This is a genomic window from Nocardioides terrae, assembly GCF_900112345.1.
GTDB lineage: Bacteria > Actinomycetota > Actinomycetes > Propionibacteriales > Nocardioidaceae > Nocardioides > Nocardioides terrae.
Genome location: NZ_FOLB01000020.1, coordinates 22,585 through 28,596 on the forward strand (window position 1 = coordinate 22,585; position 6,012 = coordinate 28,596).

Annotated in this window: 6 protein-coding genes and 1 tRNA gene; 4 read left to right on the forward strand and 3 right to left on the reverse strand. The window is 73.2% G+C overall.

All coding sequences use genetic code 11. The features are described from left to right. Positions 1–76 precede the first annotated feature (76 nt). Positions 77–160 (reverse strand) — tRNA-Tyr (locus tag BM236_RS17910). A 93-nt stretch (positions 161–253) separates the two neighbouring features. Between BM236_RS17910 and BM236_RS17915 the strand changes: the two genes are divergently transcribed. Further along, complete coding sequence (locus tag BM236_RS17915; RefSeq protein ID WP_091126564.1) at positions 254–745, forward strand: YajQ family cyclic di-GMP-binding protein; 492 nt, start codon at positions 254–256, stop codon at positions 743–745. Here BM236_RS17915 and BM236_RS19445 read toward each other — a convergent pair whose 3' ends face one another. Together BM236_RS19445 and BM236_RS19450 are read right to left on the reverse strand one after the other, a co-directional pair. Continuing rightward, positions 746–1,408 (reverse strand): response regulator transcription factor, encoded by a 663-nt coding sequence (locus BM236_RS19445; RefSeq protein WP_245750416.1) that lies wholly within the window; start codon positions 1,406–1,408, stop codon positions 746–748. It abuts the gene before it with no gap. Further along, entirely contained in the window at positions 1,393–2,649 is a 1,257-nt protein-coding gene (locus BM236_RS19450; RefSeq protein ID WP_245750417.1) for a sensor histidine kinase, read from the reverse strand. The genes BM236_RS19445 and BM236_RS19450 overlap by 16 nt, the downstream gene beginning before the upstream one ends. A gap of 107 nt (positions 2,650–2,756) precedes the next feature. On the opposite strand from BM236_RS19450, the gene BM236_RS17925 reads away from it, so the two are divergent. From BM236_RS17925 to BM236_RS17935, 3 genes are read left to right on the forward strand one after another with little or no spacing between them, the layout of a single operon-like run. Further along, the gene (locus BM236_RS17925; protein ID WP_091126565.1) at positions 2,757–3,518 is read left to right on the forward strand and encodes an ABC transporter ATP-binding protein; all 762 of its coding nucleotides are present in this window, start codon (positions 2,757–2,759) and stop codon (positions 3,516–3,518) included. Beyond that, complete coding sequence (locus tag BM236_RS17930; protein WP_091126567.1) at positions 3,518–5,395, forward strand: FtsX-like permease family protein; 1,878 nt, start codon at positions 3,518–3,520, stop codon at positions 5,393–5,395. The genes BM236_RS17925 and BM236_RS17930 overlap by 1 nt, the downstream gene beginning before the upstream one ends. Before the next feature lie 49 nt (positions 5,396–5,444). Then, positions 5,445–5,903, forward strand: a complete 459-nt coding sequence (locus tag BM236_RS17935) for an RrF2 family transcriptional regulator (RefSeq protein WP_091126568.1) — start codon at positions 5,445–5,447, stop codon at positions 5,901–5,903. Positions 5,904–6,012 lie beyond the last annotated feature (109 nt).

Here is a 6,012-nt window from a genome sequence, read left to right on the forward strand (position 1 = left end):
CCGACCGGAGACGGCCGGACAAAGCGAACGAGGCTCTGACCGGCGTTTCCGCTGGTCAGAGCCTCGTTTGTCCCAGTGGTGGCGGGTGAAGGATTCGAACCTTCGAAGCTTTCGCGACGGATTTACAGTCCGCTCCCATTGGCCGCTCGGGCAACCCGCCTGGGATGTCGACCCGGTCTTGGACCCGGCACAACAGGACGGAACAATAGCGCAGGCATCACCGACGGGAAAAAACGCGGAAGAGGGGCATCCCATGGCCGACAGCTCGTTCGACATCGTCAGCAAGATCGACCGCCAGGAGGTGGACAACGCGCTCAGCCAGACCGCTCGTGAGGTGAGCCAACGGTTCGACTTCAAGGGCACCGGCGCCACCATCGAGTGGAAGGGCGAGGAGGCGATCGAGATCTCCGCCTCCGCGGACGAGCGCGCGAACGCCGTGCTCACGGTCTTCCAGGAGAAGCTGATCAAGCGCAATCAGTCGCTGAAGATCCTCGACGCCTCCGAGCCGCGCCAGTCCGGGCAGCAGTCGAAGATCTCCATCACGCTCAAGGAGGGCATCTCCTCCGAGGACGCCAAGAAGATCAGCAAGCTGATCCGTGACGAGGGCCCCAAGGGCGTGAAGGCGCAGATCCAGGGCGACGAGCTCCGCATCTCCTCCAAGAAGCGCGACGACCTGCAGGCCGTGCAGCAGCTCGTGAAGGGTCAGGACTACGACTTCGCGGTCCAGTTCACCAACTACCGCTGATCAGCCGCGCAGGTAGGCGAGCACCGCGCTGACCCGGCGGTCGCCGGCCGGGTCGAGCGGGAGCTTGGCGAAGATCGAACCGACGTGCTTGCGCACGGCGGCCTCGCTGACGACGAGCAGCTGGGCGATCTGGCCGTTCGTACGGCCCTCAGCCATGAGGGCCAGCACCTCCCGCTCGCGCTCGGTCAGCGCCGCGAGCGGCCCGTCGTCGCGGCGACGCCGCAGCAGCTGGCGCACCACGTCCGGGTCGACGACGGTCCCGCCGTCGGCGACCCGGGCCAGGCTGTCGAGGAACTCGCGCACGTGGCCGACGCGGTCCTTGAGCAGGTAGCCCACGCCGGCCGCGGGAGCGGAGTCGAGCAGCTCGGCCACATAGCTCTCCGCGACGTACGCCGACAGGACCATCACCGCGATGTCCGGATGCCCCGCCCGGATCGCGACCGCGGCGCGCAGGCCCTCGTCGGTGTGGGTCGGCGGCATCCTGACGTCCGTGATGACGACGTCCGGGTGGTCGCGGCGGACGTAGGCCTGCAGCGCGTCCGCCTCGCCGACGGCGGCCACCACGTCGTGGCCGGCGCGCTCGAGGATGCCGACCAGGCCCTCCCGCAGCAGCGCGGCGTCCTCGGCCAGCACGATCCGCAGCGGCCTCACCGGAGTGGGCACTCGACCCTGACCTGCGTCGGCCCGCCGACCGGGCTGGTGACGAGCAGCGTCCCGTCGAGCGCCTCGACGCGGGCGGCCAGCCCGGCGAGGCCACTCCCCTGCGCGGCGTCGGCGCCGCCGACCCCGTCGTCGGTCACGGTCAGCACGAGCACCCCGCCAGTCTGCTCCACCCAGGCGCGTACGTCGGCCCGGCCGGCCCGCGCGTGCCGGGCGACGTTGGTCAGCGACTCGCTGACGACGAAGTAGGCGGCGTTCTCCACCGGCGCCGGCAGCCGCTCCGGCAGCGCGAGGTCCACTCCGACCGGGACCGGGAACCGGTCCGCGATCTCGTGGACCGCGGCGACCAGCCCGTGATCGGTGAGCACCTGCGGATGGATCCCGCGCACCGTGGCCCGCAGGTCGGCCAGCGCGTCCTCGGCCTGTCGGTGGGCGGCGCGGACCAGCTCGAGCCCCGGCCCGTCCTCGACCTCCAGCTCGGCGCTGCCGAGCGTCATCGTGAGCGCGACGAGCCGCTGCTGCACGCCGTCGTGGAGGTCGCGCTCGATGCGGTGCCGCTCGGCCGCGAAGGCGTCGACCAGGCCGGAGCGCGACCGGCGCAGCTCGGCGACCGCCTGCTGCAGCCGCTCCTCGGGCGGGTCGAGCAGGAGCCGGGCGAGGGCGGCCTGACCGCAGGCGAGCCAGGTCAGCAGGTAGGCCAAGACCAGGAGCAGCACCGCGCCGACGGGCACCGCGAGCCACGCCTCCCCCACCGTGTCCACCCGCCAGCCGGCCACCTCCATCTCGCCGGGAGTGACCTGCCAGAACAGCGGCGAGGCGATGAGGACCACCGGCGCCGACAGCACGGCCAGCGCCAGCCCGTCGACGGCGAGGAGGACGGTCGAGAGCAGGACCGCGTAGCCGATCTCGCTCCATGCCACCGGCAGCGAGCGCCACGCGCGGAGCTGCTCCCGCCACGACGTGCGCCGCCCGGCCGGTTGCGGCTGGACCAGCCTGAGCCGCCACCGCTCGACCGCGGCGACGACCCGCGTGATCAGCGGAACGCGCAGCAGCGCCAGCACGCCGACGATCACAACGGCGGTCAACAGGCCGACGCCGACGACTGTGACCAGCACGACGAGCACGACGATGCCGACCGGGACCGTGCTGGCGACGTAGAGCACCGACCGCCACGGCCACGCCGACGCCAGGAACCGCCACGGCCGCCCCCGGACCGCCGTCCACGCGTCGGGGAAGGAGCTCACGCGTCGACCCTAGGGCGCGAGCGCGGCCCGCGGGGTAGCGCGTGCGCTACCTCAACCGTGGCGCACAAGCCCGTGCCCGCGCGGCCGTGCGCCGGTGGACTGGTGGCATGACAGTCCAGCAGGCGACCGCACCCGGCAGCACTGGGACCGACGTGGCCGTGACCCTCGACGGCCTCACCCGCAGCTACCGCTCGAAGGCCGGCCGGGTCGACGCCCTGCGCGGCATCACCCACGCCTTCCGGAGCGGCACCTTCACCGCGATCATGGGCCCTTCCGGCTCCGGCAAGTCGACGCTGCTCCAGCTCGCCGCCGGCCTCGACGAGCCCACGTCGGGACGGGTGCTGATCGGCGGGATCCCGCTCGGCGGGCTGGACCAGACCGAGCTGACCAAGCTGCGCCGCGACACGATGGGCTTCGTCTTCCAGGCCTACAACCTGCTCGACGCCCTCACCGCCTTCGACAACGTCGCGCTGCCCGCCCGGCTGGCCGGCCAGCGGGTCGACCGGGCAGCGGTCCACGACGCGCTCGCCCGCGTCGGCCTGCGCGAACTCGCCCGCCGCCGGCCGCCGGAGCTCTCGGGCGGCCAGCAGCAGCGGGTGGCGATCGCGCGGGCGCTGCACGTCCGCCCGCAGGTGCTCTTCGCCGACGAGCCGACCGGCGCGCTGGACCGCCACTCCGGGCGCGTCGTCCTCGACCTGCTCCGCACCACGGCCGACCAGGGCCAAACCGTGGTGATGGTGACCCACGACCCCCTCGCCGCGTCGTACGCCGACGAGGTGCTGTTCCTCGCCGACGGGATGGTCGTCGGCCGGCTGCGCGACGCCGACGCCGCGCAGATCGCCACTGCGATGAGCGAGCTCGAGCAGTGATGTTCCACGTCAGCCGCCAGAGCGTGCGGGCCTCCTGGCCGGCGTACGCAGGCGCCTTCGTCGCGCTCACCTTCGGCATCGCCCTGATCGCCGTGACCGCAACCCTCATCGGTGCGGTCGAGACGACCGGCACGCGTGCGGGCGTCAGCAGCGCGGAGCGGCTCCAGCTCGACGACCTCTCCTCGATGTTCGGCGTGATGTCCGGGGTGTCGCTCTTCATGGCGATCTTCGTCGTGGCGAGCACGTTCGGCTTCGTGGTCGCCACCCGCCAGCGCGAGCTCGGCCTGCTGCGACTGATCGGCGCGACCCCGCGGCAGGTACGCCGGCTTCTGCTCGGCGAGGCCGCCCTGGTCGCCCTGGCCGCGACCGTCGCCGGCTGCCTCGTCGGGACCGCGCTCGGCCCGGTCGCGCTCTGGGCGCTCCGCGCGATCGGCGTCACCAGCGTGCACCTCGTGGCCCCGCCGGCGTGGATCGCCTGGGTGTCGGCCGCGCCGTCCGGAGTCCTCGTCGCTCTCCTCGGGTGCCGGCGTGCCTCCAAGCGGGCCGCGAAGGTGCCCCCGACCGCCGCCCTGCGCGAGGCGTCCCTCGAGCGCCGTCGTCCGGGCGTCCCCGCCATCCTGACGGGCGCGCTGACCGCTGCCGCGATGGTCGGCACCCTCGTCCTGGCCGGACAGCTGTCGCTGCTGGCGGCCGTCATGGTCGCCGTCTTCCTGCCGGCGCTCATGGTCGCCGCGCTCACCTCGCTGGGGCCGCTCGTGGTCCCGCCGGTGGCGGCTCTGCTGGCCCGGCCCTTCGTCGAGCGCTCGGTCGCCGCGCGACTGGCGGCCGGCGAGCTGCGCACCGCCGTGCGCACGACGTCGTCGGTCGCGGCGCCGGTGACCGCCATCGCCGCGATGGCCGGCTCGCTCCTCCTGACGCTCAGCTTCACCGTCGACTGGTCCAGTGGCCAGGACCGGGCCCAGTTCGCCGCGCCGGTCGTGGTCACCGACCCCTCGGTCGCGGCGCGGCTCGCCGCCGATCCGGCCGTCGGCGTGGTCGACGTACGACGCACGGTGTCGCTCCCCGTCGGTGACGGTGACACCGAGGACGTCGACGTGGTCGACCTCGCCACCGCCGCCGCGGCCCGCCGCCTGCGCGCCGACGACGGGAGCCTCGCCGACCTCCACGGACGCACCGTCGCGGTCGCCCACACCTACCTCACCGACGCCGGGGTCCACCTGGGCGGGAAGGTGACCACCCGGATCGACGGCAAGCGGGTCCGGCTCCGCATCGTCGCGGTCGTCCCGGACGCGCCAGACCTCTACGGCAACCTCCTCGTCACCCCCGGGCTCGTCACCGGCGCGCCGACGCAGCTCTTCCTCACCCCGCGATCCGGGGTGAGCGACCACCGGCTCCTGAGGGCCGCGCAGGCGCTCGCCGGCGGCGCGGCGATGACCCGCGACGCGTGGATCGACGGCGTCACCGCCGACGCGCGTCGCGCGAACAACCTCGGACTGCTCGTCGTGCTCGGCCCGGCCGGGCTCTACGCCGGCATCGCGATCGTCAACGCCACGCTGATCGGTGCTGCGCAGCGCCGCCGCCAGCTGCGGCTGGTCGGCCTGCTCGGAGCGACGCCCGACCAGGTCCGACGTACCGCCCTCTGGCAGGCGGGCCTGACCACCGGCGCCGGCCTGCTGCTCGGCGGCACCACCGCGGGCTACGTCGGCTGGCTGATGCGGCAGGCGATCACCCGCGACCTGGCCGGACACCCGGCCGCGATGACGATCCCGTGGCTCCCGCTGCTCGGCGTGGCGGGGACCTGCGTCGGCCTCGCGCTCGTCGCGGCACTCGCGGCGGTCGGCGTACGCCGTCGGGCCAACGCCCACTCAGTCGCGTGAGTCGCCTACCTCGACCGTCTCACTCGACTCGTCTGCGAGACTGTGCTCCGTGCGAGTCTCTGCGAAGTCCGACTACGCCCTGCGCGCGCTCATCGAGATGGCCGCCCGCGAGGACGGCAAGGCCGTCAGCGCCGAGGAGCTCGGCCGGCTCCAGGACATCCCGCACGGCTTCCTGCAGGCGATCCTCGCCGACCTCCGCAAGGCCGGCATCGTGATCTCCCAGCGCGGCCAGTCCGGTGGCTGGCGCCTGGCCCGTACGCCGGACCGCATCTCTGTCGCCGACGTGATCCGCGCCGTCGACGGACCGCTGGTGTCGGTCTACGGCCTGCGCCCCGAGGCGGTCAGCTACAACGACCGCGCCGACGTCCTCCAGCACGTCTGGATCGCCGCGCGTGACTCCCTCCGCGAGGTCTTCGAGCACGTCTCCATCGAGTCACTCGCCGCCCGCGAGCTTCCCGAGAACGTCACCAAGCGGACCGCCAGCGAGGACGCCTGGCAGCCGCACTGAGCCGGCGCGGGGTCTCGATACGCTCGCTGGCGCTCGCTACTCGACCAGCGAAAGTGTTGTCTTCGCTGGTCGAGTAGCCCTCGCGAGGAACGAGCGAGGGCGTATCGAG

Coding starts and splice junctions, on each gene's coding strand:
- BM236_RS17930 (WP_091126567.1), top strand. CDS start 3,518: ATGTTCCACGTCAGCCGCCAGAGCGTGCGGGCCTCCTGGCCGGCGTAC.
- BM236_RS17925 (WP_091126565.1), top strand. CDS start 2,757: ATGACAGTCCAGCAGGCGACCGCACCCGGCAGCACTGGGACCGACGTG.
- BM236_RS17915 (WP_091126564.1), top strand. CDS start 254: ATGGCCGACAGCTCGTTCGACATCGTCAGCAAGATCGACCGCCAGGAG.